At 72.4% G+C, this 24,940-nt stretch carries 21 protein-coding genes and 1 tRNA gene; 14 read left to right on the forward strand and 8 right to left on the reverse strand.

Annotated elements, in window-relative coordinates:
• Positions 1–14: 14 nt before the first annotated feature.
• Positions 15–2,744 (reverse strand): penicillin acylase family protein, encoded by a 2,730-nt coding sequence (locus J2X64_RS05445; protein WP_310150729.1) that lies wholly within the window; start codon positions 2,742–2,744, stop codon positions 15–17.
• 48 nt (positions 2,745–2,792) lie between these two features.
• Between J2X64_RS05445 and J2X64_RS05450 the strand changes: the two genes are divergently transcribed.
• The 5 genes from J2X64_RS05450 (at position 2,793) to mscL (ending at position 7,039) form a co-directional block, all read left to right on the forward strand.
• Positions 2,793–4,493 carry a potassium/proton antiporter gene (locus J2X64_RS05450; RefSeq protein ID WP_310150731.1) on the forward strand — a complete coding sequence of 567 codons (1,701 nt, stop codon included), beginning with the start codon at positions 2,793–2,795 and terminating at the stop codon, positions 4,491–4,493.
• Between the two features lie 88 nt (positions 4,494–4,581).
• Positions 4,582–4,878, forward strand: a complete 297-nt coding sequence (locus tag J2X64_RS05455) for an FmdB family zinc ribbon protein (RefSeq protein ID WP_310150733.1) — start codon at positions 4,582–4,584, stop codon at positions 4,876–4,878.
• Positions 4,879–4,988: 110 nt separating this feature from the next.
• Positions 4,989–5,837, forward strand: coding sequence for an S-methyl-5'-thioadenosine phosphorylase (locus J2X64_RS05460; protein ID WP_310150735.1), 849 nt, complete (start codon positions 4,989–4,991; stop codon positions 5,835–5,837).
• 10 nt (positions 5,838–5,847) lie between these two features.
• Positions 5,848–6,537, forward strand: a complete 690-nt coding sequence (locus tag J2X64_RS05465; RefSeq protein WP_310150737.1) for an SAF domain-containing protein — start codon at positions 5,848–5,850, stop codon at positions 6,535–6,537.
• Positions 6,538–6,679: 142 nt separating this feature from the next.
• Positions 6,680–7,039, forward strand: coding sequence for a large conductance mechanosensitive channel protein MscL (gene mscL / locus J2X64_RS05470; RefSeq protein WP_310150739.1), 360 nt, complete (start codon positions 6,680–6,682; stop codon positions 7,037–7,039).
• Positions 7,040–7,171: 132 nt separating this feature from the next.
• Here the strand turns inward: mscL and J2X64_RS05475 are convergent, their stop codons facing one another.
• The 4 genes from J2X64_RS05475 to J2X64_RS05490 form a co-directional block, all read right to left on the reverse strand.
• The gene (locus J2X64_RS05475; protein ID WP_310150741.1) at positions 7,172–11,323 is read right to left on the reverse strand and encodes an AAA domain-containing protein; all 4,152 of its coding nucleotides are present in this window, start codon (positions 11,321–11,323) and stop codon (positions 7,172–7,174) included.
• Positions 11,324–11,332: 9 nt separating this feature from the next.
• Complete coding sequence (locus J2X64_RS05480; protein WP_310150743.1) at positions 11,333–12,646, reverse strand: MFS transporter; 1,314 nt, start codon at positions 12,644–12,646, stop codon at positions 11,333–11,335.
• Positions 12,647–12,832: 186 nt separating this feature from the next.
• Complete coding sequence (locus J2X64_RS05485; RefSeq protein ID WP_310150745.1) at positions 12,833–13,366, reverse strand: hypothetical protein; 534 nt, start codon at positions 13,364–13,366, stop codon at positions 12,833–12,835.
• A 373-nt stretch (positions 13,367–13,739) separates the two neighbouring features.
• Positions 13,740–14,498, reverse strand: a complete 759-nt coding sequence (locus tag J2X64_RS05490; protein WP_310150747.1) for a matrixin family metalloprotease — start codon at positions 14,496–14,498, stop codon at positions 13,740–13,742.
• Between the two features lie 377 nt (positions 14,499–14,875).
• Here J2X64_RS05490 and J2X64_RS05495 point away from each other — a divergent pair, with 377 nt between their 5' ends.
• Positions 14,876–15,304 carry a nuclear transport factor 2 family protein gene (locus J2X64_RS05495; protein ID WP_310150749.1) on the forward strand — a complete coding sequence of 143 codons (429 nt, stop codon included), beginning with the start codon at positions 14,876–14,878 and terminating at the stop codon, positions 15,302–15,304.
• Between the two features lie 128 nt (positions 15,305–15,432).
• Positions 15,433–15,505, forward strand: a tRNA-Arg gene (locus J2X64_RS05500).
• A gap of 184 nt (positions 15,506–15,689) precedes the next feature.
• Here J2X64_RS05500 and J2X64_RS05505 read toward each other — a convergent pair.
• The gene (locus J2X64_RS05505) at positions 15,690–16,049 is read right to left on the reverse strand and encodes a hypothetical protein (RefSeq protein WP_310150751.1); all 360 of its coding nucleotides are present in this window, start codon (positions 16,047–16,049) and stop codon (positions 15,690–15,692) included.
• Positions 16,050–16,238: 189 nt separating this feature from the next.
• Here J2X64_RS05505 and J2X64_RS05510 point away from each other — a divergent pair, with 189 nt between their 5' ends.
• The 3 genes from J2X64_RS05510 (at position 16,239) to J2X64_RS05520 (ending at position 18,218) form a co-directional block, all read left to right on the forward strand.
• Positions 16,239–16,670 (forward strand): SRPBCC family protein, encoded by a 432-nt coding sequence (locus J2X64_RS05510; protein WP_310150754.1) that lies wholly within the window; start codon positions 16,239–16,241, stop codon positions 16,668–16,670.
• A 135-nt stretch (positions 16,671–16,805) separates the two neighbouring features.
• Positions 16,806–17,618: an SGNH/GDSL hydrolase family protein gene (locus J2X64_RS05515; protein ID WP_310150757.1), complete on the forward strand. Its 813-nt coding sequence runs from the start codon at positions 16,806–16,808 to the stop codon at positions 17,616–17,618.
• Between the two features lie 174 nt (positions 17,619–17,792).
• A complete protein-coding gene (locus J2X64_RS05520; protein WP_310150759.1) occupies positions 17,793–18,218 on the forward strand; it encodes an SRPBCC family protein in 426 nt (141 codons plus the stop codon).
• Positions 18,219–18,316: 98 nt separating this feature from the next.
• Here J2X64_RS05520 and J2X64_RS05525 read toward each other — a convergent pair whose 3' ends face one another.
• A complete protein-coding gene (locus J2X64_RS05525; RefSeq protein WP_310150762.1) occupies positions 18,317–20,170 on the reverse strand; it encodes a carboxylesterase family protein in 1,854 nt (617 codons plus the stop codon).
• On the opposite strand from J2X64_RS05525, the gene J2X64_RS05530 reads away from it, so the two are divergent.
• The 3 genes from J2X64_RS05530 to J2X64_RS05540 all read left to right on the forward strand — a co-directional run bounded on the left by J2X64_RS05530 (position 20,054) and on the right by J2X64_RS05540 (position 24,037).
• Entirely contained in the window at positions 20,054–21,124 is a 1,071-nt protein-coding gene (locus tag J2X64_RS05530; protein WP_310150765.1) for a sodium:calcium antiporter, read from the forward strand. The genes J2X64_RS05525 and J2X64_RS05530 overlap by 117 nt on opposite strands.
• A 62-nt stretch (positions 21,125–21,186) precedes the next feature.
• The gene (locus J2X64_RS05535; RefSeq protein ID WP_310150768.1) at positions 21,187–23,313 is read left to right on the forward strand and encodes a hypothetical protein; all 2,127 of its coding nucleotides are present in this window, start codon (positions 21,187–21,189) and stop codon (positions 23,311–23,313) included.
• 118 nt (positions 23,314–23,431) lie between these two features.
• Positions 23,432–24,037: a hypothetical protein gene (locus J2X64_RS05540; RefSeq protein WP_310150771.1), complete on the forward strand. Its 606-nt coding sequence runs from the start codon at positions 23,432–23,434 to the stop codon at positions 24,035–24,037.
• Positions 24,038–24,149: 112 nt separating this feature from the next.
• On the opposite strand, the gene J2X64_RS05545 is transcribed toward J2X64_RS05540, so the two are convergent.
• Positions 24,150–24,338, reverse strand: coding sequence for a hypothetical protein (locus J2X64_RS05545; protein ID WP_310150773.1), 189 nt, complete (start codon positions 24,336–24,338; stop codon positions 24,150–24,152).
• Between the two features lie 72 nt (positions 24,339–24,410).
• On the opposite strand from J2X64_RS05545, the gene J2X64_RS05550 reads away from it, so the two are divergent.
• Complete coding sequence (locus J2X64_RS05550; protein WP_310150776.1) at positions 24,411–24,899, forward strand: MarR family transcriptional regulator; 489 nt, start codon at positions 24,411–24,413, stop codon at positions 24,897–24,899.
• The last annotated feature ends 41 nt before the right edge of the window (positions 24,900–24,940 follow it).

Raw genomic sequence — 24,940 nt, forward strand, 5'->3', positions numbered from 1 at the left:
CCGAGCCGGGTCGCCTAGTTGGACGACGGCGCCGGCACGAGGGTCAGGGTGTCGCCGCCGGCGGCGTCGACCGCCTTGCGGGTGAACGGCCAGTCGAACAGCTCGCCCTTGACCCACGCGTCGGTCTGGTCGTCGTAGTGGTCGTTCCAGGCGTGCCCGCTGTTGCCGGTCTGGTTGACCCAGCGCGACCGGTCGAGGTCGGACAGGTCGACGACCATCCGCATCGACGGGGCCCAGTCGACGTCGTACGCGCCGTTCTTGAAGCAGCCGTCGGGTGCCTGCGACGTCGTGCACGCGGCGTTCCAGCCGTTGGCGTCGACGATGGCCGATCCCCCGGGCATCTCCTTCGGGGAGAGGTTGAAGATCGACCGCACGATGCCGGGGACGTCGTCGCCGCCGAGGACCTGGTGGCGCAGGGTCAGCTGGTGCAGCCGTCCCCACTTCCAGTCCGAGGGGTTCTTGCCCAACTGCCGGGTCAGGTCGAGGCGCGCCTCGACGAGGGCACGGCGCAGGATCTCCGACTTGCCCTCGGTGATGCCGGCGGTGCGCTTGTCGTCCCACCAGGCCGAGGTGCCCTTCTGGGACAGCAGCGAGGACACCGCGGCCATCCACTGGTCACCGCCGTCGGCGCGCAGGTCGCGCGGCAGCTCGTCGTTGAAGGTGAGGTCGAGCAGCTTGGCCCAGACGGCGTTGTAGTACGCGGCCGCTGCGGCCGAGTCGCTGTCGTCGGCCGGCTGGGTGAAGTTCCACCCGCGCAGCAGGTCCTGCGCCTGCTTGGTGAAGTCGTCGTGGCCGAGGTCGATGTCGAGCAGCGCCTTGACGAGGGTGGGCGCGAACTGGTTGCGGGTGTCCATCTGGATCCGCGCCATGTCGGCCGGGCTGACCTTGTCGTCCTTGGCCAGCAGGTCCCGGATGCGCTGCGCCCGGTAGCCGTAGTCCCACTCGGTGGTGAGGAACGGCGTCCCGCTGGCGGTGACGGCCTGGTTCGCCGTGACGATGTAGCCCTCGCTCGGGTTGTACGTCCACGGCATCTCGTCGAACGGAACCCAGCCCTTCCAGTCCCACGAGGAGACCCAGCCGGGGCGGATCCAGTACCCGGGGGCGGCGTCCATGTAGCGGCTGCGGACCGGGATCGCGCCGGGCGCCTGGTAGCCGATGTTGCCCTTGGTGTCGGCGTAGACGAGGTTCTGCGCTGGGACGGCGAACTCCTTGGCCGCCGCGCGGAACTGCTGGAAGTCCTGGGCGGTGTTGAGGCCGAAGATGGCGTCGGCCGTCTGGCCGACCTGCAGGCCGGTCCAGTCGAGGGCGACCTCGTAGGCGCCGGGGCTGCGCCGCCCGTTGACCGGCGGCGAGTCGCCGGCCTGGTCCACGCCCTTGATGGCGTCGGACAGGATCGGACCGTGGACGGTGGAGCGGACGGTGATCGTCTGCTCTCCCCCGCCGCCGACCTTGATCGTCTCGGTGCGCATCGTGAGCGGCACCTGCTTGCCGTCGCGCAGGTAGGTGCGGCCCTTGACCTGCTCGAGGAAGAAGTCGCTGACGTCGGGCCCGAGGTTGGTGAAGCCCCAGGCGATCGACTGGTTGTGGCCGATGACGACGCCGGGCAGGCCGGAGAAGGAGTAGCCGGCCACGTCGAATGGGCAGCTCGGGCCGACCGACCGGCAGTGCAGCCCGACCTGGTACCAGATGCCCGGCACGCTGACGCCGAGGTGCGGGTCGTTCGCCAGCAGCGGCTTGCCCGTCGTGGTGCGGCTGCCCGAGACGACCCATGAGTTCGACCCGATGCCGTCACCCCGGCCGAGCGTCTGCGGCACCGCGGCGAGCGCGCGGGACACAGCGGCATACGCCTGCTGCACCTGCTTGTCGCCCGGGCCCGGCAGCTGCGAACCGGCCGGCGTGGCGCCGGCCCTCGTCGTCGCGGAGGTGGTCCTGGACGTCGCGCGCGCCGTCGTCGGCACGGTCCCGGCCCTGGCACCCACGGTGGGGACGGCGGACCCGGCACTCGAGGTGGAGGGGGCGGCCGTGCCCGGCGACCAGTCCTGCGCCGAGAGGATCGGCTTGTTGGTGCCGTACTGGTACGGCGGCCAGAGCTCGTCGATCTGGCTCATCGGCATGGAGCTGGCGAGCCGGGCGCGCATCAGCTCGGCCGAGTAGTCGCCGCGCAGGTCCCACGCCATCGCCTTGAGCCAGGCCAGCGAGTCGGCCGGCGTCCAGTCCTCGACGCGGTAGTCAGGCACCTTCTGGCCGAGGACGACGTACTCGAGCGACATCTTCGACGGCGAGCCGGCCTGGTGGATGTAGGCGTTGACGCCGTCGGCGTAGGCCTGCAGGTAGCGGCGGGTCTCCGGCTTCAGGGTGGGCAGCTCGGCCTCGGCGGTGCGGCGCCAGCCCAGCGTGCGGATGACGCGGTCGGTCTCGACGCCGCCCTCGCCGACGAGCTCGGCGAGGCGGCCGGCCGTGATGTGCCGGCGCAGGTCCATCTCGAAGAAACGGTCCTGCGCGTGCACGAACCCCTCGGCCTTGAACAGGTCCTCGGAGGAGTCCGCGTAGATCTGCGGGATGCCGTGGTCGCCCCGGACCACGGTCACCTTGCCGGACAGGCCCGGCACCTGGACCTCTCCGTCGGTGACCGGGAAGGGGCGCCGGACCCAGGTCACGGCGAGGACCGCCACGATGCCGATGACGACGACCAGCAGGGCCGCCAGCGCGACGGCGACACGGCGGATGAGTTTGAGGCTCGGCACCCTGCGAGACTATCCGCACCGCCACGAGGGGAAGGGAGGGGACAGGCCGTGCCGTTCGGATTGCCCAGCGCCGGCGCGGCCTTCACGCTGCACGAGCTCACCCCCGCCCTCCTGGTGGGCTCGGTCGTGCTCCTCGTGTCGGTCGCGGCGGTCCGGCTTTCGACCAAGTCGGGCCTGCCGTCGCTGCTGCTCTACCTCGGGATCGGGCTGGTCATCGGGGAGGCCGGCTTCGGCATCCGGTTCGACTCCGGCGAGCTGACGCAGGTGCTCGGGTACTCGGCGCTGATCCTCATCCTCAGCGAGGGCGGCCTCAGCACCCGGTGGGAGGGCATCCGCCGGGCGGTGGCCCCGGCGGCGGTCCTGTCGACCGTCGGCGTCCTGGTCTCGGTGTTCGTGGTCGCGCTGGCCGCCCGGTACGTCCTGCACCTCGACTGGGACACCGCCCTGCTCGTCGGCGCGATCCTGTCCTCCACCGACGCCGCGGCGGTGTTCTCCGTGCTGCGCCGGGTGCCGCTGCCGCGCCGGGTCACCGGGATGCTCGAGGCCGAGTCCGGCTTCAACGACGCGCCCGTCGTCATCCTCGTCACCGCCCTGGCGGCCCGCAGCGCCGACCCCTCCGGCGCGGACCCGTGGTGGCACCTGCTCGGCCTCGCCGTGTTCGAGCTCGCCGTCGGTGCCGCGATCGGCCTGGCGGTGGGGTGGCTGGGCGCGCAGTTCATGCGCCGTGTCGCGTCCGGCTCCTCGGGCCTGTTCAGCCTCGGTGTGGTGGCCGTGACAGTGCTCGCGTATGCCGCGGCCGCCAGCGTGCACACGAGCGGGTTCATCGCCTGCTACCTGGCCGCCCTGCTGCTGGGCAACCTGCACCTCCCCCACCGGCCGGCCGTGCAGGGGCTCTCGACAGCGCTCGGCTGGCTCGCCCAGATCGGGCTCTTCGTGCTCCTCGGCCTGCTCGCCGCCCCGGGTCACATGAGCGGCCAGGTGCTGCCGGCGATCGTCATCGGCCTCGTCCTGCTGCTCGTCGCCCGGCCGCTGTCGGTGCTGGTGTCGGTCGCGCCGTTCCGGCTGGGCTGGCGCGACCAGGTGTTCCTGTCGTGGGCGGGTCTGCGCGGGGCGGTCCCGGTCGTGCTCGCCACCGTCCCGGCGACGATGGGGGCGCGCGGCGTCGACTGGATCTTCGAGCTGGTCTTCGTGCTCGTCGTCATCTTCACCATCGTCCAGGGGCCGACGCTGCCCTGGGTGGCGCAGCGCCTCGGGATCGTCGAGGACCACAGCACGCTCGACCTCGCCGTGGAGGCGACCCCGCTCGAGGAGCTCGGCGCCGAGGTGATCCAGGTGACCGTCGGGCCCGCGTCGAAGCTCCATGGCGTCGACGTGTTCGAGCTGCGGCTGCCCGAGGGGGCCAACGTCACCCTCGTCGTCCGCGGTGGCGAGGGCTTCGTGCCCGCGTCGAACACGGTGATCCGCCGCGGCGACCAGCTGCTCATCGTGGCGACGGCCGCGACCCGGGCGCGCGCCGAGAAGCGGGTCCGTGCGGTGAGCACGTACGGACGCCTGGCCGGATGGACCGAGCGGGTGGGCCAGGAGTCGGGCGCCGGCAGCGCCGGCACCCGGCGAGCGCGGCTGCGGTTCGGGCTGCCGGTGGCCCGCGAGGAGTCGGGCGCTCCCGCTGCGGGAAGCCGCTGGCGGGTCAGCGGGGGCCGTTGGCGGAGCGGCGGGGTTGCCCCCCGGGACCGCGACGGGAAGAAGTAGCGCGCTCTGGGCCTTATAGTTGGCACTCGAACCGATCGAGTGCCAGACCGCGCGGGGGCGCGCGGCCTGTGACCGTCCAGGAGGAACAGTGCCGACGTACGCCTACGCCTGCACCGAGTGCGACCACCGCTTCGACATCGTGCAGTCCTTCAGCGACGACTCGCTGACCGTCTGCCCGGAGTGCGGCGGGAAGCTCCGCAAGGTCTTCAACGCCGTCGGGGTCGTCTTCAAGGGTGGCGGCTTCTACCGCACCGACTCGCGCAGCGGGTCGTCCTCGTCCGTGCCCGCCTCGAGCTCGTCGGACTCCGGCAGCTCGAAGTCGGACTCGTCGTCCTCGACGAGCACGGCGACCAAGAGCGCTGCCGCGGACGGTTCCGCCGCCTGACGCGACTCCACCGCCCGTCCCTGTCCACAGGGGCGGGCGTCGTCGTGCCCCGTCCACAGCCCCTGCTGCGCGGATGCCGGGTGCTCGCGGCCCGTGCGTAGGCTGCCGCCATGACTTCCTCCCCTGTGCCCGACGGTGGCCCGGCCGACCTCGGGCTCATCGGCGGCTCCGGCTTCTACGAGTTCTTCGAGGGCGCCGAGCGCGTCCACGTGACGACGCCGTTCGGCGACCCGAGCGACGACGTCGTCATCGGTGAGGTCGACGGCCGGCGGGTGGCCTTCCTCGCCCGGCACGGCCAGGGCCACCGCTTCCCACCGCACCGGGTCAACTACCGCGCGAACCTCTGGGCGCTGCGCTCCGTGGGCGTGCGCCAGGTGCTGGCACCGTGCGCGGTCGGCTCGCTCAAGGCGGAGAACGGCCCCGGCACCGTCGTGGTCCCCGACCAGGTCGTGGACCGCACGTGGGGCCGCGACCACACCGTGTATGCCGAGGAGGGCCCGGTCGTCCACGTGTCCTTCGCCGACCCCTACTGCCCGCGGGGTCGGGCCGTCGCCATCGACTCGGCAGAGCGCGCCGGGATGCCGGTCGTCGACGACGGGACCCTCGTCGTGGTGAACGGGCCCCGGTTCTCCTCCAAGGCCGAGTCCGCCTGGCACCAGGCCGCCGGCTGGTCGATCGTCGGCATGACCGCCATGCCGGAGGCCGCGATCGCCCGCGAGCTGGCCATGTGCTTCACCACGGTCGCGCTGGTCACCGACCTCGACGCGGGAGTCGACGGCGGCGACGCGGTCACCCACGAGGAGGTGCTCGCCGTCTTCGCGAAGAACGTCGAGGGCCTCAAGACCGTCCTGCGCTCGGCCCTGGCCGCCCTCCCGGCGCCGGAGCCCGACCACGAGGCGACCTGCCCGTGCCGTCGCGCGCTCGACGGCATCGAGCTGCCGTTCGCCCTGCCGGGCTGAGGGCGCAGCCGTGCCGACGTCGCCGCTGGCCGCCGTGACCGCGTGGGTGCGCGGCCCCGGTCGCCGACGCGAGTGGCGTCGCAGGGTCCTCCGCCGGGCCGTGGCAGCCGCCTGCGCCGCGGCAGCTGTCGTCGGCGTCATCTCGATCGCCCGCCAGCCGGGCGAGCCCGTCGTCCCGGTGGTCGTCGCCTCCCGGCCGCTCGCCGTGGGCGAGGTCGTGACGGCCGCCTCGGTGCGGCTCGTCGCGTGGCCACGCCGGCTGGTCCCGCCGGGCGCTGCGCAGGACCTCGCCGAGGTCGTGGGACGGCCGCTCGCCTCCCCGGTCGGTCTCGGCGAGTCCGTGACGCAGTCCCGGTTCAACGCGCACTCCCTGCTGGCGGGACGGCCCGCCGGCGAGGTCGCCGTGCACGTCACCGTGGCCGACGACGGCGCGGTGTCGATGGTCACGTCGGGCGACCGGATCGACCTGCTCGGGGCCGACCGCGTGGTGGCCCGGGACGTGCTCGTGCTGCGGGTGGAGCGGCCGCTGCGGACCGACTTCGGGTCGGTGATCCAGGGCCAGGGGTCCTCCGGTGGGTACGCGCTCGATGGGCCCGGACTCGTCGTGGCGGCCGACGAGGACACCGCCCGCGCGATCACCGCCGCGCCCGTGGACCCGTCCGGTCGGGCCGCGCTGCAGGTGGTGCTGAGGGGTCGCTGACGAAGGCACTGAAGGGACACCGACGCGTGACCACCGATCTCGGTCGCCCTCGATCGTGCGGTGTTCCACCGCAGGATCGAGCCCTTCGGTCGCTACGGTGCAGAAGTCAGGCTTTCACTCCAGAGCGAAAGGTCGGGGGCCCATGAAGGGTTTCAAGGACTTCATCATGCGGGGCAACCTCATCGAGCTTGCCGTTGCCTTCATCATCGCCACCGCCTTCGCCGCAGTGGTCAAGTCGTTCACGGACCTGCTGATCGCGCTGATCGGCAAGATCTTCACCCAGCCCAACTTCGACACCTACCGCCCAGGCGGCGTTCCCGTGGGGCCGTTCCTCACCGCCCTGGTCGCGTTCCTCATCATGGCCGCGGTCGTGTACTTCTTCGTGGTCAAGCCGTACGAGGCCTTCAAGGCGCGCTACGCCAAGGCCGAGGAGGACGCGGCTCCCGACGAGGAGGTCGTGCTGCTCCGCGAGATCCGCGACGCGCTGACCCGCCGCATCTGACCTTCCCCGAGAACCAACGGCGACGGCGCCGGACCCCTCACGGGTCCGGCGCCGTCGTCATGTCCGGTCGGCCCTCGCCGGGCAGAGCGCCTGAGCGCCCTCTGCCCGCTGGCCGTGGCACGTGCCCGCGCGTCAGTCGCTGCCCCAGTGCGGGGGGCGTTGTTCCTCGAGCCACCGGTCGTGTGCCGACCGGTCGGAGTACTCGCCCCAGCCGGCGTCGGTGTCGTCCTTGGTCTGCTCGGGCGCGCGGCGCTTGCGACTTCGGACCCGGCGGGTCCGTGCCCCCGCATCCGTGGTCGGCACGAACTCCGGCTCGCGCTCGGGCTCCTGCGTCTCTCCCACGGCTCCATCCTCCTCCGGCGCCGGCCCGCCACCCGCGCCGGGGTCGGCCGCTTCCTGACCGGGGGTCTCCTGGTGGGCCACGCGGCCGGACCGGTTGGTCGGGGCGGAGCCGTTCGCCTGCTGCGCCTCGGCCTCCGCGCGCGCGGACACGGCCTGCTGGACGGCGGCGTGCACGCGGGCCACGTCGCGCGCCGGGTCGCGGAAGATGTCGGTCGACCAGACGCGAACGTGCATCCAGCCGAGGCGCCCGAGCTGCTCGCCCCGCAACCGGTCACGGTCCCGGGTGCTGGGCATCGCGGCATACCCGGGGCCGTCGGTCTCCACCGCGACCAGCACGGTGCCCGGGCGGTCGGGGTGCTCGACGGCGAGGTCGATCGGCTGGCCGGCGACCCCGTAGCGCTCGTGCACCACGAGCCCGCTGGCGCGCAGCCGCTGGGCGAACTCGGCGACGACGGCGTCGGGACGGTCGTGCTCCCCGGCAGCGACGGCGGCCCCCGCACCCGTGCCGTTCCCGGACCGGGCCGCCGCGACGGCGCCGTCCGCGGCGGCACCCGGGATGGTGCCGTCGGCGGCATACGCGAGGAAGTCCCGCAGCATCATGGCGCCGCGCGCCTTGAGCCGGGCCGGGTCGAGGTCGCCCGCGACCAAGGAGGAGACCACGGTCATCCGGCGGCGGGATCGGGTGATCGCGACGTTGAGGCGGCGCTCGCCGCCCTCGAGGTTGAGCGGCCCGAACCGGTGCAGCACCCGGCCGTGCGGGGTCTTGCCGTAGCCGACGGCGAGGATGATCGCGTCGCGCTCGTCACCCTGGACGCGCTCGAGGTTCTTGACGAAGAAGCGCTCCGGCCGGTCCTCGTCGAAGAAGTCGCCGACCCCGTTGGCCTCGTCACCGGCGAGCGCCCGGCGCAGGGCGTCGTCGATGCGGGCGGCGTGCTTGATGCCGAGCGCGATGACGCCGAGCGACTCGAACGGACGGGTGCGGGCGTGCTCGAGCACCAGCTCGACCACGCGGTCGACCTCGGCCTCGGTCGACTCGATCGCCTCCTCGCCGGGCGTGACGACGCCGGCGCCCTCGACCGCCTCGAGCCGGACGACCGGGTCGGTGCCGGTGCCGGGGAAGGTGACGAGCGACCCGTCGTACATCTCGCGGTTGGCGAAGGCGATGAGCCGCTCGTCCAGCGACCGGTAGTGCCATGCCAGGCGGCGGGTCGGCAGGGCCGCGGTCAGCACGTCGAGCACCGACTCGAACCCCTCGGTCAGCGTCTCGGTCTCAGGAGAGCTCGCGGCCTCCTCGTCGACGGCCGAGGTGAAGAACGACGTCGGCGGCAGCTGGCGCTCGTCACCGGCCACGACGACCTGGTGGGCGCGGGAGATCGCCGAGACGGCCTGGGCGGGCGGGATCTGCGAGGCCTCGTCGAAGATGACCACGTCGAACCAGCGCCCGGGCGGCAGCACCGAGGCGACGACCAGCGGCGACATGGCCCAGGCCGGCTTGACCGCGGTGAGGGTCTCGCCGGCGCGGGGCAGCAGGTCGCGCAGGGGACGGTGGCGACGGGACTTGCCCGCCTCGGCCCGGACCAGCGACTCCTGCTCCGGGTGGTCGGCCAGCACCTCGCGCAGCCGGCGGCCGGCACCGGCCTTGACCCGCTCGGCGCTGGCGCGCAGGTGGGCGTGGTCGGCCGCGACGTACTCGCGGGCGACCCGTTGCAGCTGGGCACCGTCGTGGGCGCCGTAGCGCGGGTCGCGCACCGTGAGGTCCTCCGACAGCGAGGTCCACCAGACGAACTCGAGCTCGGCGGCCACGTCGTCGGCCTCGACCCCGCGCGCGGCGAGGTCGTCGACGAGCGGGCCCATCCCCGCGGCGCGCAGGGCGTCGAGCGCCCCGAGCACCTGGGGCACGACGGCGAGCCGCTCCGGCGCGGCGGCGAGGGTGGTCAGCCGCTCGCGCAGCGCCGCCAGGTCGGTGTCGAGGAGGTCGCCCCCGCCCGCGGTCGTCGCCAGCCGCTCGCCGAGCCACGTGAGGTCTGCGGCCACGGCGGCATACGCGGTCCGCGCCCGGTCGAGGTCGATCGGGATCTCGGGCCGCCCACCGGCGCCGGCCATCTGCTGCCACGCGGTGCGCTGGACCTGCGCGTCGGCGAGGGCCGCGTGCAGGTCCGCCGGCGGCGGGCCGGGGCGCAGCAGCGCGCGCGCCTGCCGGCGCAGCCGCCAGCGCGACCACGCGCCGAGGTCCACGTCGTGGTCGCGGCGGTACTGCGCGGACCCGGTGGCGGCGACGAGCTCGCCCAGCGGGATGTCGAAGACCTCCGGCCGGAACACCTCCAGCGTGTCGCGGACCCGGCCGACGGACTCGAGCACCGCGCCCCAGTCCCGCGCCCGCTGCGCCTGCGGCAGGCTCACCTCGGCGAAGACCTCCTGCATGGTCTGCTCGAGCTCGTCCAGCCCGCCCTCGCTGAGCCGGCTGGTGATGTCGCGCGCCCGGACGGCGTCCTCCTGGGTCTCGATGCGCGCGCCGAACCAGGGGTCCTCGCCCTCGCGGGTCGACCACGCGCCGAGCGAGGCGGCCTCGGTGAGCTGCCGGCCGAGCTCGTCGACCCGCTGCCGCGAGAGGCCGGCGAGCTGGTCGCCGCGGACGCGCACCCGTGAGGTCGGCGGGTGCGGGCGGCCGGTGAGCCCGGTGATGGCCTGCTGCGCCTGGTACACCGAGACGCCCCACGGCTGGCGCACCTCGTGCAGGGCGGCGGCGTGCTCGACGAGGCGGGTGCGCCGGTCGACGAGCGCGCGCTCGAGCTCGGCGGTGTCGGGGTCGCGGGTCTGGGTCGAGCGCTCGAGCGCGTCGCCGAGCTCGCGGGCCAGCCGGCGCTTGTTGACCGCGCCGTCGTAGGCGTCGAGGACGAGGTCGGACAGCCCCACCCCGTCGAGCCGGGAGAGGACCGCGTCGATGGCGGCACGCTTCTCGGCGACGAACAGCACCCGCTTGCCCTCACCCGCGAGCGAGGCGATGAGGTTGGCGATCGTCTGGGACTTGCCGGTGCCGGGCGGCCCCTTGATGACGAGGTGCGCGCCGGAGCGGACGGCGTCGATCGCGGCCTGCTGCGTCGAGTCGGCGTCGAGGATGAGCAGCTCGTGCGAGGGGTCGGCGTCGGCCGGCGAGTCGGGGACGGCCGTGCGGACGGTACGCAGCGCGCCCGGGTCGCCGGCGAGCGCCGCCACGACGTCGTGGTCGGCGAGGGCCGGTCCCTGGGCGGCCAGGTCGGCCACCATGGGCAGCTTCGCGTAGGAGAAGGTGCCGACGACCAGCCGCGGGGTGATCGAGAAGTCGGGGACCGAGGCGCACAGGCGCCCCAGCTTCTCGTAGACCGGGTAGGGGTCGAAGGCATCGCCCACCGTGGCCAGGTCCTCCAGCGCCCCGGTGTCGAGCTCGAGCCCTTGCTCCGAGCGCAGGTAGTGCTCCAGGACCGGGTTGAACTCGACGTCCGGGCCGAGGTCGATGTCGAAGTCCTCGCGCGCGGCACCGGTCGGCTTGAGCACGCAGGAGCGGAGCAGCACCGGCGCGGCAGGCGCCCGGTTGGCCCCGCGCACGGTCCACGACGCCATGCCGATGGCGATGAACCCGGCCGCGATGCCGCGCTCCTCCGCGAGCTCGAGGGTCTTGGCCCGGATGGTGCGTGCCCGGCGACGCGCCTCGTCGAGCGCGACCGGTTCGCGGACGAGGTCGGAGAGCCGGGTCGGGCGGCCGGCGAGCAGCATGGCCAGGCCGCCGGGGTGGGCCGTGGTGAGGTCGAGGGTGCCGCTGGGCAGGTCGCGGTACCAGAGCAGGGTGTTGCGGCCACCGAGGTCGACGAGGTGGCGCTGCCACGTCCGGACCGCCGCTGCGACCCGCTCCCCACGGGGGTCGGCATCGCGGCGTTCGGGGCCCTGCTGCTCGGTGGGATCGCTCACCGTTGCAGGCTAACCAACCTCGCTGTCCACTTCGCCGGGCAACGCGGGTGGGGCCGCGACCCGGTTCAGATCGGTCGGCCGCAGGAGCAGGGCGGCCACCCCGACGACCCCGGCGAGGCACGCCGCGAGGGTGCCGAGCACGGCATACCCGAGCTGTCCGACGACGACGCCGGCGAGCGCTCCCCCGCCACCGGCGGCCAGCCCCATGGCGAGGTCCGAGGCGCCCTGGGCGCCCGCGCGCTCGCTCAGCGGCACCGCGCGGACCACCAGGGTCGACCCGCTGACCAGCGTGAACGACCACCCGAGGCCCAGCAGGAACAGGCCCACCGCGAGCCCGGGCGACCAGCCGGTCGGCGCCTGCGCGGCGAGCACGCCGGCGACGACGAGGATGGCCGCGCCGGCGAGCGCGTTCGTGCGGCCGCCCCACCGGTCGACGGCGAACCCGACCAGCGGCGAGAACGCGAACATGCCCAGGATGTGGGCGCTGATGACCAGGCCGATGACCTGCAGGTCGGCGCCGCCGTGGTGCATGTGGAGGGGGGTCATCACCATGACGCTGACCATCACCGTGTGCCCGATGGCCATGGTGATGACGCCGAGCAGGGCGCCGGGGTAGGCACCGAGCGTGCGCAGGCCGCGCCAGACCGATCCGTGCTGGCGCTCGAGCGGCTCGGTGGCGCGGGCGGCCTCGACCCTGCGGGCCAGCAGCAGCGGGTCGGGGCGCAGGCGCAGCAGGATCACCACGGCGCCGAGCAGCAGCCCGGCGAGGGAGAAGACGTACGGGCCGGCGAGCGAGGGGACGTGCAGCACCCGGGCGACCGGCTCCCCCGGCCCGGCGAGGTTGGGCCCGAACACGGCCCCCACGGTCGTCGCCCACACGACGATCGACAGGTCGCGGCCGCGGCGGTGCTCGTCGGCGAGGTCGGCCGCGACGTACCGGGCCTGGCTGTTGGCGGCGTTGGCCCCGCCGAAGAGGGTGGTGCCGAGCAGCAGGAGCGGGAAGCTGCGCACGGCCGCCGCCACGATGATCGTCACCGCGCCGAGGATCCCCAGCCCGTAGCCGGCGAGCATGCCCCAGCGCCGGCCGCGCGCGGCCATGACGTGCGCCATCGGGATCGCGACGAGCGCGCCGCCGAGCACCTGGAAGGTGCCGCCCAGGCCCGCGAGGTCGGCCGAGCCGCTGGTCTGCTCCGCGAGCAGCGCGCCGACGGCGGCACCCGCGGAGACGCCGACCCCGACGAGCACCTGGGTGCCGACGAGCGTGGTGACGGTGCGCCGCTGGACGGCGTGGAGGTCGGCGGTCGTGGGCACGGCTTCGGGCACCGCGTCAGTATGCCGGGAGGCACGGACAGTGGTCGTGGGCCCAAGGGCCCGCCGTTCACCGGTCGGCGCAGGCGTGGCAGAGGCCCTGGGCGCGAGCGTGGCATTGATCCTGGGTGCGAGCGTGGCAGAGACCCTGGGCATGGGCCCTGCGCCCTGCCCAGGGCCTCCGTCCTCCCGGGACCCCCGTCAACCGGTGTTCGTGGTCGCTCGTCCCGGGCTGACCACCCCCGTGAGGGTCAGCGGGAAGGTCGCGTCGCGGCAGCTGTCCTGCCCCGGCAGCGCCAACCGCATGACCGTCACCGGGATGCGGATGCTGGACCCGCGCGGCACCACGTAGGTGGGCGCGCCGGTGCGGTCCGAGCGGTAGGAGCTCACGACCAGGGCACGGTCGGCCCGGCAGTCCGGACCGCCGTCGCGTGGCGTGGCTGTGAGCTGGAGCACCCGGTATGCCGTGGTGCCCGGGTTCGTCACCGTCACCTCGACGGTGCGCAGCTCCCCCGGCGCGAGGGCGCGGACGCCGTCGGCAGCGGCCCAGGGCGCGTCCTTCGCAGGCTTGGCAGCCGCGACTCCCCCGGCCGCGGCGACGACCGCCAAGGTGCCGGTGTGGGTCGGGGTGGAGCCGCTCGCTCGGTGGGAGGACGTCACGACGGCGACCACGCCGAGGGCGACCACGGCGGCGACGCCGGCCGTCACCCCGCGGACCGCTGTGGTCGTGGACATCGCTGCGCTCCTTCGTGGCAGGAAGAGAGGGACCCGGTGGCGTCTCAGGGGCGTACGCCACCGGGTCGGTCACTGGTCCGAGCCCCCAGCTGGAGGACTGAGGTGGGGCTCGGGCCCGGCCCCTTCCCCCGAAGGGGCCGATACCCATCGTGGTCGCTGGCCCCGTCCCGGCACATCAGCCCTCGGGGCACGCTCAACTCGTCCGTTCAGGTAAAGACGAACCCATGTAAAGGTAAAGGGATGGTAAAGCGCGGAGCCCGGTGGTAGCGATTCGGGCCGGCTCCCGACGAGCACCACGGACGCCCCACCAGGGGAATGCACGACGCCCGCCCACCGGGCGACGGTGGACGGGCATCGGGTTCGGGGGCGCCTGCTAGCTGAGGTCCTTGTACGGCAGGCCGGCGGTGCTGAGGCAGCCGGCGCCGCGGCCGACCTTGGCCAGGCCGGCGAGGTCACCGGTGGCGTACGCGTACGGCGAGGTGGTGCGCAGCGTCGGGTACATCTGCTGGCGCGTGTCGCTGACGTGCTGCAGCCCCATGACGTGGCCGAGCTCGTGCATCAGCAGGTTGGTGCGCCGCAGGCCCGACCCGAAGCCACCGTTCAGCTGCGCGAACGCCTGCGGGGTGTCGAGGACGACGAAACCACGCTGCGCGGCATACGTGTAGGTGGTCCGGCCGTTGACCCAGCGCGAGGCCCACGCGTAGCTGAACCCGCCCTGGCCGGCGGTCGCCCCGGTGAGGCTGTAGGCCGTCTTCGTCGGGGTGGTCCACGCGATGATGATCTCGGCGGACTGCCTCGAGGCGGAGCCGGGCTGCGGCACCTCGCTCGTCGTTCCCTTGTAGGAGAAAGCGATCCGCGTGGCGGTCGAGATGCGCGCGACGGCGGACTTGGTCTCGTTCAGGACGGTGGTGCGGGAGGCCGTGGGCACCGAGGCGAGGTTCACCTTCCAGGTGATGGCCGTCTGGCAGGGGTTCCAGCGCAGGACCGGCTTGGTGCCGTTCGGGAGGCTGGCGTAGGCGAGCTTGTACGTGGTCGTGGCGCCGCTGGCGGCCTGCGGGGCGGCGACCGTGGCCGCGGCCACCAGCGCGACGGGCGCGAGGGCGGCGGCGAGTGCGCGGAGTGACATGCGCATCGGGCGATCCTTCGGGGGGCGGTGTTCGGAGTCCTGGGTGCCCGAACGCGAGAGGGGACCGCCCGAGGCGCGTCCAGTATGCGTGGGCACAAGCCGCCGACCTACACGGATGTGGACATTTCAACCGAACGGGTGATGTGGGCCCACCCGTCCTTGCGAGCGGTCGGCTGCGGGTGGGTCCGGACGGGGGCCCAAGGTCACGCCCCGGCGCGCGGTGGTCGGCTGACGCTGGAGGTGTCACCGCACGGCAGGGACGCGCCGGCCAGGGTGTCGCTGGCGGGCAGGAGGGACCGCCGGACGGGGACGCGACCGGGGAGGCGATGGGCATGACGGAGAGGCTCGGGCGGAGTCCGGGTCGGGGTCGACGGTGGGTGGCCGTGGCCGGCGCGGCTGTGCTGGCAGGAGGGGTCGGCTTGGCCGGCGGGTACGCCATCGGCCACGAGGAGCCGCCGACCGGGCTGGCGTCGGCGAAGGTGGTCGCCGCCGTGGACGGCACGCTCGCGGCGTTGGGGCGCGGGGACTTCACGACGTTCGGGTCCCACTTCGCGCCGGACGCGGTCTTCGAGGAGCCCGGGCCGGGCGCTGCCGCGGTGAAGGGTCGCGACCGCATCATCGAGGTGAACCGCACGCTCTACGGGTACGGCGCCCGCTACCACCGGACCGGCGCCATCCTGCAGCGCGGCCACGTCGTGTCGTATGCCGTGAGCTGCCCGGGGTGCCCCGGCGCCGACGAGGAGATCGACATCGCCGTCCTGGACGACCAGCTCCGGTTCGTCCACTACTGGATGATCGAGGGCGGCAAGTGAGCGTCGCCGCCCTGCTCGCGGCGTATGCATGTCTGTCCGGCGCGCGAGGTCAGATACCCTTCGTGCGGCAGTTCTCCACCGTGCCCGGCCCTCACGGGTGCGGCATTGGCGAGACCAGCCACCACCCCGCCCTCGTAGCTCAGGGGATAGAGCACCGCTCTCCTAAAGCGGGTGTCGGCAGTTCGAATCTGCCCGAGGGCACAACCACGTCTTTGGAGTCAGACGCTCTGAACCCCTCGTGCGCCCTTTACCGGTTCGAGCAGGTCGACAAACCCCTCACGGGCACAACTCCTCATTTCTGGTGCCTCGAGTGGCGGGGCACCGACGGACACAGGACCAGCCCCGCCCCGAAGGAAGGAGCGAGGCTGGCCAGGAGCGAGGTCCGTCAGGGCTCGCCGCCACCACCGGCTAGGAAGCCGCTGTGGCCGTTGCAGGAGTCACCGGGCGCGAAGCCGGAGGCGTTGATCTCTGCGGGCGTGGCACCCATGGCTGTCAGCTGCTGCCGCACGTGGCCCCAGTTCTGCACCCGGCCCGGCTCGTAGTTCGGGTCGGATGGGTCGAGGAAGCGCTCGGGGTTCTGTCCGGAGAAGCCGCAGATGGAGTTCGCGTGTCCGCGCATCCCCGTCTCGTTGATGTTTCCTGCGCTGCTGTTGCCTTGAGCCTCCCCCGCGCTGGCCGCGGAGGTGCCGAGGAGGATGAGAGTCCCGGCGAGGGCCGGAACGGCGAGTGCGGATGTGATTCTCATGCAGCATGACGGTAGAAGCCTTCATGACGGGGCGCCTCCACCATCCTTGCTAAATGGCACTAGAGCAGAACGACCGCTCCCTCCTAGAACATTTGCTTGGACGGTCGAACATCGGGCAGTGGTCCTACCCCTCCCCGCGGGTGCAACATTCCCTCATCGGGGCGTAGCGCCCGTGCTGAGGAGCGGACCATGGTCAGAGCCAGTCGCACCGTCGTCATCAACCGGCCGATCGAGGACGTGTTCGCGTTCTTCACGACACACTCGAACGACAAGTCCTGGCGCTCCCACGTCAAGGAGATCTCCGACGGCGGACCACCCGGAGTGGGGGCGCACATCCACCAGGTGGTCAGGGGCCCCGGCGGCCGCGGCATACCCGCGGACGTGGAGGTGACTGGCTACGAGCCGCCGACGAGGTACACCTTTGTGGCCGTCACCGGACCGGTGGGGCCGGCCGGTGAGTTCCGGTTCCGATCCCTCGGGGGCGCGACCGAGGTGACGCTCACGTTGGGCGCCGAGCTCGGCGGCCTGAAGAGTCTGCTCATGTCACGGTCAGTCCAGAACGCCATGGACAGCGAGGTGGCCGGGCTCGAGAAGGCAAAGCGGCAGCTGGAAGCCACATGACGGCCTCCCACCGCCGGTTCAAGGCCCCATCTGCCCGGACCATGTACTGCCGCAGAGAAGGAGTTGCTGCGGCTCGTCCGCGGGTCCATCGTGGCCTGAGGTAGTCCGGACAGTGTCCGCGAAAGGTGGCCCGCCATGCGCCGTGCCGTGATCTCCCTCCTCGCCGCCCTCGCCCTGGTCGTCGGGGTCGTCCCGACCGCCAGTGCGGCCGCCCCACCCGTGCCGCACAGCATGGCGGCCATCGGTGACTCGATCAGCCAGGCGGTCGACGTCTGTTGCTGGTACGGAAACCACCCCGCCAACTCGTGGAGCACGGGTTACTCCAGCTACGACGGCGTCACCAGCCACTACGAGCGACTCCGGGCGTTGAACGGCGCCATCAGCGGTCACGAGTACAACGACTCGGTGTCGGGCGCCCGGATGAGCGATGCTGCGCGCCAGGCGACGTCGGCCGTCTCGCAAGGCGCGCAGTACGTCACGATCCTCATGGGTGCCAACGACGTCTGCACGTCCTCCCCGTCGACCATGACGTCGGTGGACACCTTCCGTCAGCAGTACCAGCAGGCGTTGGGCATCCTCAACTCCGGCCTGTCCCCGACGGCCCACATCTTCGTGGCGAGCATCCCCGACATCTACCACCTGCGGCAGATCTACTACACGGACAGCACCGCTGAGCTGGTCTGGGCCGCGGCGGGCATCTGCCAGTCGATGCTCTCCCCGTTCCTGACAGAGTCGCAGCGCCTTGCTGTCCGGCAGCGCAACATCGACTTCAACACCGTGCTCGCCCAGGAGTGTGCGAAGTACGCGCGCTGCAAGTTCGACGGCAACGCGGTCTTCTCCTACCAGTTCAGCCGCAGCCAGGTGAGCAGGCTCGACTACTTCCACCCGAGCCTGTCCGGACAGTCGGCGCTCGCCAGCATCACCTGGGCGACGAGCTGGTGGGGCTGAGCCAAAGCGCAAGCCAGCCGCAACTTCGTCATCAGCCGGCCGACCGCGGACGTGTACGGACCGCCGACGAGGTATGCCTGACAGCCGGGTCACAGGGACCAACGGCCCTCTGGGGCTGGGGGCACTGGCGCCACCGTGGGACGAGGTAGTGAGAGCCAGCCCCAGGAGCCAGTCATGGCCGAAGCCAGTCGCACCGTCGTCATCGACCGCCCGATCGACGAGGTGTTCGCCTTCTTCACCACCCCGTCGAACGACCCCTCGTGGCGAACGCAGGTCAAGGAGATCTCGGGGCAACCGCATGAGGGTGCGCGCATCCACCAGGTCGTCAAGGGCCCCGGCGGCACGGACTTCCCTTCGGACATGGAGGTGACCGCGTTCGAGCCGCCCACCAGGTACGCGTTCCGTGTCGTGGTCGGGCCCGTCCGGCCGGAGGGCGAGTTCCGCCTGACGTCCGTGGGGAATCAAACCGAGGTCACCTTCCACCTGAGGGCCGAGATCAAAGGGCTCAAGGCCCTCGCCCTGGCGCGGCCGGCGCAGAGCGCGATGGACACCGAGGTTCACGGTCTCGAGACCGCCAAGCGCCTGCTCGAAGGCACCTGACCGGTTCCACCCACCTTCGCTCGACATGCGGGTCCGGCGGCGACCGGACCATGTGCCGACAGCGTGGTCGGTCTCGCTGTACGTCCTGTCGTAGCCGACTACTCGCCGGAGGACAGCTCCGGCGCCGGCCCCAGGGCCGCCAGCTCCTGCCCCCGCGGGTCGAGCTCGAGCGAGGACGGGACGTCGAAGACCTGCACCGGTCGCCGCGAGGAGTCCCACTCCGACCACCCCGGGTCACCGGTCGTGCCGAACGCGACCCACGCCGCGTGCATCTCGTCGGCCAGCTCCTGCGGGGCGTCGGGACCGGTCAGGGTCCCGCCACCGGCGAGGGTGTCGAAGACGAACGGCAGCTCCAGCGCATGGCACGCCCCGAGCCCGGGAACTCTTGACTCCCAGTCGAACTCGTACACGTGAGTCCGTCCACCGGCAGCCGTGTGCGCGTCCGCCATCCGCACCGTCTCCCGCCGGAACGAGGCGTCCGTCAGGATCGCCGCGAGCAGGTCCCCCGCGTTCGCACCGGGCCGCGACGCGGCATACACCTGCGCCACCGACGGGTCGATCCCGTACCGGCTCAACACCATCGGCAACGCGGCGTCACTGACCATCGCCGCGATCCCGGTCGGCATGAGGAAGAAGCGGAACTCGTCGCGCGTCGTCCCCGCGAGCAGCTCCACGTCCCTGCCTGCGCGCGCGGCGATCCGCGCCAGCGGCACCTCCGGCACCACGTCGCCGTCGACGGTCGGGAAGAGGCTCATGATGCCCAGGCCGTTGCGGACCACGCTGGCACCCCACCGCGCCGGGTCGGGCGCCTGCGCCAGGGCGAGCCCGACCGCGTTCTGCGCCTCGAGCAGCGCCTCCGGGTCCGTGGAGCCCAACCCCTCCGCCGTCGCCGGCACCCCCGCCGCCTCCGCGACCGCCTCGGTGACGCGCCGCGCGTCGGCCTCGTCCGCCACCGCCGTGGCCATGCCGCTCTGCACCACCGCTCGCCGGAACAGCCCCTCGGCAGCAGGTGACGCCAGCAGGCAGGCCACGCTCATGCCACCGGCCGACTCGCCGAAGACCGTGACGTTGGCCGGGTTCCCGCCGAACGCGGCGACGTTCTCCTGCACCCACGCCAGCGCCAGCAGCTGGTCGCGCAGGCCCCGGTTCGACGGCGCGCCCTCGACAGCGGCGAAGCCCGGCACCCCGAGCCGGTAGTTCACCGACACGAGCACCACGCCGTCGCGGGCGAACGCGGACCCGTCGTAGATGCTGAGCGCGTTCCCACCCCGGGTGAAGGCGCCACCGTGGATCCAGACCATCACCGGCAGCCCGGAGGCGCCCGGGTCCGGCGTCCAGACGTTGACGTGCAGGTGGTCGTCGCCGGGGATGATCGTCGTCCCGAGGATCGCCGCGATCGGCGGCGCGTACGGTCCCTGCGTTGCGGTCGCACCCAGCGCGGTCGCCTCGCGCACCCCATCCCACGCGGCCGCCGGGCGCGGCGCCTCGAAGCGTGCGGGCCCGACCGGCGCGGCGGCATACGGGATGCCGAGGAACGCGCTCACACCGTCGCTCGTGCGGCCTCGCACGCGTCCGGTGGTCAGGGAGACGACAGGGTCCACGGTTCCTCCTGGAGTCGTAGGGGGCGCGGTCGCCGGGCAGCAGCGTCCGGTTCCCCAGCAGCCTCGCCCACGGCGGCCCCCGCCGCACGCCCGGCACGCCCGGCACGCCCGGCACGCCCGGCACGCCCGGCACGTCCAAATCGTTGCGCCGCCCAACTTGCGTGCTACCGAGGCGGCCGGTAGCCAGAAAGGGACAGAACTGCCGATGACCCACGCCCCGGACGGAGTCCCCCCTTGTCCTCCTGGTCCCTGCCGATCCTGCTGCTGGTCTTCGCCGCCGCGGCCGCCGCCATCTGGGTGGCGGGCATCCAGCTCTCCAACCAGACCGACGTGCTGTCGACGCGGCTGCACCTCGGCACTGCCCTGGGCGGCCTGATCCTGCTCGCCGTGGCCACGAACCTGCCCGAGATAGCCATCGTCGCCAGCGCCTCCCTTGCCGGCAACGTCGGCGTCGCGGTGGGAAACATCCTGGGAGGCATCGCGATCCAGACCGTGGTGCTCGTCGTGCTGGACGTCTTCGGCATCCGTGGCAGACGACCCCTCACCTACCAGGCCGCGTCCCTGGTCCTCGTCCTGGAGGCCGCCCTCGTGGTGGCCGTCCTCGCCGTCGTGGTCGCCGGCTCGCAGCTGCCGTCGGGCCTCGAGCGGTTCCGGCTGGCTCCCGCCTCCGTCCTCATCGCCGTTCTGTGGGTGGCAGGACTCGTTCTGCTGCAACGGGCTTCACGTTCGCTCCCCTGGACCGACTCCGGCGAGGCCCCCGACAACCAGGAGAAGCCGAAGGGTCACTCCCAGCAGAAGGCCGAGCAGGACGCCTCCACGCGCGGCACCAGCACCGCGAAGTCGGCCACCATCTTCGGCGTCGCGGCCCTCGTCACCCTGCTCGCGGGCGTGGTCCTCGAGCGCAGCGGAGACGCCATCGCCGGCCACATCGGCCTGTCCGGGGTGCTCTTCGGCGCGACGGTCCTTGCTGCGGCCACGTCGCTCCCCGAGGTCTCGACCGGCCTCACCTCGGTGAAGAACGCGGACTACCAGCTCGCGGTCAGCGACATCTTCGGCGGCAACGCGTTCCTCCCGGTGCTGTTCCTCCTGGCCACCCTGCTGTCGGGCAAAGCCGTTCTGCCACAGGCACAGTCGACCGACATCTACCTCACCGCCCTAGGGATGCTCCTCACCCTGGTGTATGCCGTGGGGCTCGTCTTCCGCCCGCAGCGCCGGATCGCGCGCATGGGCGTCGACTCCCTCTCCGTCCTCGTCCTCTACGTCCTCGGCGTGGCCGGCCTCTTCGCCGTGGCGAGCAGCAGCTGAGCCGTCTCCGCCCGCCGCTCAGGGATGGTGCCTGACCTGCGGAAACGCACTATCCTGCTGCCGTGTCGGCGTTCGTCCAGCCGCGCGGGGTCGGGGGTCGGGGGACGCGGCGTCCGCTGGGCGCGCTTGTGCTCGGCGCCCTGCTCGTGGCCGTCGGCCTGGTTCCGCTGCTGTGGATCGGCCGCTACTACTTCCGCGGCGACACGCAGATCGCGTACGTCGGCTGGTGGTACCACCTCGGGCAGGAGGTGCGGCACGGCCACCTCCCGCTGATGGAGCCGCTGCGGTGGGAAGCCGGCAACTACGTCGCGGAGGGCCAGTGGGGTCTGTTCAGCCCGCTGACGATCCTCATCGGCCTGGCGACGACGGTCGTCCCCGACCTCGTCGTGTTCGTCACCGTCCTGAAGATCGCCCTCATCGTGTGTGGCGGCCTCGGAACGTACGTCCTGGTCCGCAGCTACGGCGCGCGGGAACCGTTCGCGATGGTGGGGGGTCTGGTCGTCGGGTTGTCCGGTGAGTCCGTCTTCCTCGACTGGCCGTCGTGGGTCAACGGGCAGATCGGGGTGGCGCTGTTGCCGTGGGCGTGGTGGCTGACGCGGCGCGCGATGGCAGGCCACAACCCGGCGGGCGCCCTCGTCGTGAGCTACCTGGTGGTCGCAGTGGGCTACGTCTACTGCGCCCTCTACCTCGCGGCCGTGCTGGTCGCCTGCCTCGTGGACGCCGTCGTGTCACGGTCACGCCGACAGGTCCTCACCGTCCTCGGCATCTGCCTGTTCAGCGGTCTCGTCGCCGTGGCCGTCTACCTGCCCGGCGTGCTGACCTCCCCCGTGACCGTGCGGGACTCGGTCGCCGTCACGGGCTCCGGCCGCCTCACCGCACCCCTGCACGAGCTGCTCGCGTCGATGTTCCCCACGGTGCGGCGCGACTACCTGCTGTGGATGCTGCCGGCCGTGGCGTGGCTCGACCTCGCCAGGCTTCTGCGCAGCTCCAAGGACCTGCTGGGCGCTGCCGTCGCGACAGCCGGGCTTGCACTGTGGGTCCTCGGCCCCGCCACCATCGGGCCCCTCCGGTGGCCCCTGCGCGTGGTCCCGGCCCTCATGGTCCCCCTCGTCGTGCTGCTGTTCGTGGCCGCGTCCCGCTCGCTCGTGCCGAGGCTGTCGCGCAGCCGGCTCCTGGTGTCCTTCGGGTGGCTCGGCCTCGCTGCCTACCTGCTCGTCGCCCGGAACCCGCACCTCGCCACCGGCGCGGCCGCAGGAGTGGTCCTGGTCGTCGCGATGCTCGGCACGACCGCGTGGTCGCTCCGTCGAGCCTCGGAGGTGCTGACGACCGCGCTCGTGCTCGCCTGGACCGTCGCCGTGTTGGCGCTGCAGTTCGCCATCGACCCCGTCCCCGGCGCCGCCGACCGCCACATGCCGGCGAGCCCGACGGCATACGCCGGCAGACTGGCGTCGGCACGCGGCGACGTCATGGTCCTCGGCAACGCGGAGAGCCGAGCCATCCACGACCAGGAGGTCGCCCACGAGCTGCTCATCGGGTCGATGTGGTACCTCCAGCAGGCACCCGTGCAGAACGGCTACACCACCATCAACTTCCGCCGCTTCCGCGCGCGGTTCTGCCGCGCCTTCAATGGTGGCACGTGCGCCGCGGCGCTGAGGTCGGTCCTCGCCACCGAGCCCACCACCGGGCGACCGTGGGCAGACCTGCTCTCCGTGAGCACCCTCGTCTTCTTCCGCCCCTCGTTCCCGCACACCGAACTGGCGCACCCTCCGCCCGGGTGGAGCGTCCGGCAGACCAGCACCAACACCGTTGTCTGGACACGGGATTCGACCGTTCCCACGGCTGGTGGCGTGGTCGCCGCGACGCCGGGCCTGGGCGTCCAGGAGCTCCAGCGTTCAGACCGGGCGGTGAGCCTGCGGGTCACCGAGGTGGGTCACTCCGGGGGCACGCTGACGTTCAGCCGGCTGGCGTGGCCGGGGTATGCCGTGGACGGCGGCACGCTGTCCGAACCGCTCGGGGATGCGCTGCTGAGGGTCCACGTCCCCGCAGGTTCTGCGGGCTCCTCGGTCACGGTCTCGTGGGACCCCCCGGGATGGACCCTCGAACGCACCAGTCTCGCTGCGGCTCTTGCCGGCGGCCTGCTCTGGGTCGCCGCTGCGAGGGTTCGGCTCTGGCGGCGACGCCCGATGTGACCTGGACGACAGGGGACGAAAGTCCCTCTGCCCCAGCCGCTTCCGCCGAGATGGTTGAACTGCCAACAAGGCAAGGAAGCAGGGCCACCAGCCCTGGCAACAGCGGGAGTTGATCAGAATGCGACGCAAGACCCTTGACGCACTACTCACCACCGGTGGCTTCGTCCTCACCGCGGTACTGCTGGTCGCCGGCGGACTGCTGATGTGGGCCAGCAACTTCGTGCAGGACAACGTGCACAGCCAGCTGGCCGACCAGAAGATCACAATGCCGTCCGGCAAGGCCATCGAGGACCCGGCCATCAAGCCCTACCTGCAGCAGTACGCAGGCCAGCAGATGACCACCGGGGCCCAGGCGAAGGCGTACGCCGACCACTACATCCTGGTCCACATGAACAAGGCCGGTCAGGGCCGGACCTACGAAGAGGTCAGCGGCGAGTTCATCGCCCTCTCGGCCAACCCGAACGCCGACAAGGCCAAGGTCGCCGAGCTCGGCCAGCTGCGCCAGACGCTCTTCATGGGCAACACCCTGCGGGGCCTGCTCCTCAACGCCTACGCCTTCGGCACCATGGGCACCATCGCCTTCTGGGGCGCGGTTGCCAGCTTCGTCGGCGCGGCCTTCCTGTTCCTTCTCAGCCTCCTCGGCCTGAGGCACGAACGCCACGTGCCGGTCGAGCAGGAGGTCCGCATCGGTCGCGGCGCAGCAGCCGCACCCGCTGTCGGCTGACTCCAGCCGCACCTGCGGACCACGTCAAGGCCTCCGACCTCCTGGTCGGGGGCCTTGGCGTGTGGTCCACGCGCCACCCTCCGCCACAAGGGGTCTCAGGGCGCGTACCCGCTCAGCCCTTGGCGGGACGGGCTGCCCGCGCCGCCTCGACCTTGCGCCGGCGCTCCCGGCGAAGGCGCTCGTGCGGGTCGCTCGGACCCTGGAGCTCGGCCGGCCCGTAGAGGTGCCAGCCCAGGTACCGGATCCGCCACAGGATCCGGTAGCCGATGGAGAGGCCCTCGTTGTCCGTCGTCCGCGCCATGGTCGTCCCATTCGTTAGTGCCCTAATGATTCGTGCACTACGGTAGCGGACCGTCGCCCCTAGACTGAAACCGTGACCCCGCCCAGCTCCTCGAACCGCACCTCCGTGGCGCCGAGCGACGACCTGCTCGCCCTCGACCGACAGGTCTGTTTCGCCCTCGCCGTCGCCTCGCGCAACGTCATCGCGCTCTACCGGCCGCTGCTCGAGCCCATGGGCCTGACCCACCCCCAGTACCTCGTCATGCTCGCGCTCTGGGAGGAGTCACCACTCAAGGTCGGCGACCTCGCGCGACGGCTCAGCCTCGAACCGGCGACGCTGTCCCCGCTGCTCAAGCGGCTCGAGGCAGGCGGGATGGTCACCCGCGAGCGCGACCCGCGCGACGAGCGCGCCCTGGCCGTCACCCTCACGGAGAAGGGCGCCGCCGCACGCCAGCAGGCCCTGCGCGTCCCGCCCGCGATCCTCGATCGCCTGGGCATGGACGTCTCCGAGCTGGAGACCCTGCGCGACGGCCTCACCCGACTCATCGCCGCCGCCCGGCCGCCGGCACCGGCGGCTGGGTGAGAAGGGTCACGGCATACCGAGGGGCGCCTGCGTCGTTGCCA

It is taken from the genome of Phycicoccus sp. 3266, assembly GCF_031456495.1.
Classification (GTDB): domain Bacteria; phylum Actinomycetota; class Actinomycetes; order Actinomycetales; family Dermatophilaceae; genus Pedococcus.

Excerpts from the sequence above, each read along its gene's own strand:
- J2X64_RS05460 (WP_310150735.1), top strand. The coding sequence starts at position 4,989 with ATGACTTCCTCCCCTGTGCCCGACGGTGGCCCGGCCGACCTCGGGCTC.
- mscL (WP_310150739.1), top strand. The coding sequence starts at position 6,680 with ATGAAGGGTTTCAAGGACTTCATCATGCGGGGCAACCTCATCGAGCTT.
- J2X64_RS05485 (WP_310150745.1), bottom strand. The coding sequence starts at position 13,366 with ATGTCCACGACCACAGCGGTCCGCGGGGTGACGGCCGGCGTCGCCGCC.
- J2X64_RS05490 (WP_310150747.1), bottom strand. The coding sequence starts at position 14,498 with ATGCGCATGTCACTCCGCGCACTCGCCGCCGCCCTCGCGCCCGTCGCG.
- J2X64_RS05505 (WP_310150751.1), bottom strand. The coding sequence starts at position 16,049 with ATGAGAATCACATCCGCACTCGCCGTTCCGGCCCTCGCCGGGACTCTC.
- J2X64_RS05510 (WP_310150754.1), top strand. The coding sequence starts at position 16,239 with ATGGTCAGAGCCAGTCGCACCGTCGTCATCAACCGGCCGATCGAGGAC.
- J2X64_RS05515 (WP_310150757.1), top strand. The coding sequence starts at position 16,806 with ATGCGCCGTGCCGTGATCTCCCTCCTCGCCGCCCTCGCCCTGGTCGTC.
- J2X64_RS05520 (WP_310150759.1), top strand. The coding sequence starts at position 17,793 with ATGGCCGAAGCCAGTCGCACCGTCGTCATCGACCGCCCGATCGACGAG.
- J2X64_RS05540 (WP_310150771.1), top strand. The coding sequence starts at position 23,432 with ATGCGACGCAAGACCCTTGACGCACTACTCACCACCGGTGGCTTCGTC.
- J2X64_RS05545 (WP_310150773.1), bottom strand. The coding sequence starts at position 24,338 with ATGGCGCGGACGACGGACAACGAGGGCCTCTCCATCGGCTACCGGATC.